Raw genomic sequence first — 846 nt, 5'->3', positions numbered from 1 at the left:
AGCGGTGACAGGAAATATCAACAGGCTTATGAGCTGTTTTATCGTAAATAAATCCATTGAAAGAGGGGAAAAATGAAGAAAATCTTAAAACTATTGAGTTGCATAGCTCTCTTAAATACAGCTGGATGTGTTAACCAACCTCCTCCATCAACTTTAGCATTATGGGAAAAACCAGGTGTCGATAAAGCGATGATCCAACAATCCTTATCAAAATGTGGCTGGAAACCGGTTTATGCTTCTTCTAGTGATATGAATTCGTATGCGAGTGAATTTGCCTCAGTTTATGAGTGCATGAAAAAAGCAGGTTTCCGGTATAAATTGCAAGATTCAAAAGGGCTTTATTTTGTACAACCTCTGAAAAGTGACTCGTTTTTAGCTAATTTGATGCTAGCTGGATATCAGCAATTTATGGACAATGATACCTTTGGTGTGACCAACAAAACGAAACAGGAACGCGCTTTACTAACGCATTTTGAGGATGAAAGAAAACGTCAGCAAAAGCAAAAAGCTTTACAAAAGCGATCACCAAAGCGTCCTCCCCATCGTTAAAAAGGTCGTTGGATAAAATCACGAATGAAGTAGAGGATCAAAGCCGTCTCCTTCTTTATCCACGCAACGGGCACTTTTAATTTGGTGTTTAAGATAGTCGACAATAAGGCAGGTGAGGTTTCATTACGGGGGATGCGTATTTTGAAGCCAAAGTCGTGGGGCAATCCACAGGATACGTTAAGCGGTTTGACCGAGGCTGGCGCATCTGGCAAGTATGACAGTGGGCTTTAAAACTGAGAAAACAGAAGCCTCTGTTCAGACCTCCACAGCGGTGACAGATAGCATAGAAGGCGGACG

At 41.5% G+C, this 846-nt stretch carries 2 protein-coding genes; both read left to right on the top strand.

Features of this window, described 5'->3' with window-relative positions; all coding sequences use genetic code 11:
* Positions 1 to 72: 72 nt before the first annotated feature.
* A complete protein-coding gene (locus ACFIKG_RS09540; protein WP_273791330.1) occupies positions 73 to 549 on the top strand; it encodes a hypothetical protein in 477 nt (158 codons plus the stop codon).
* A gap of 81 nt (positions 550 to 630) precedes the next feature.
* Positions 631 to 780 (top strand): hypothetical protein, encoded by a 150-nt coding sequence (locus ACFIKG_RS09535; protein ID WP_375632743.1) that lies wholly within the window; start codon positions 631 to 633, stop codon positions 778 to 780.
* The last annotated feature ends 66 nt before the right edge of the window (positions 781 to 846 follow it).

The sequence above is a fragment of the Bartonella sp. LB28NMGDW genome (assembly GCF_042194435.1).
Lineage (GTDB): Bacteria > Pseudomonadota > Alphaproteobacteria > Rhizobiales > Rhizobiaceae > Bartonella > Bartonella grahamii.
This window is presented reverse-complemented; position numbering and strand designations above follow the sequence as displayed.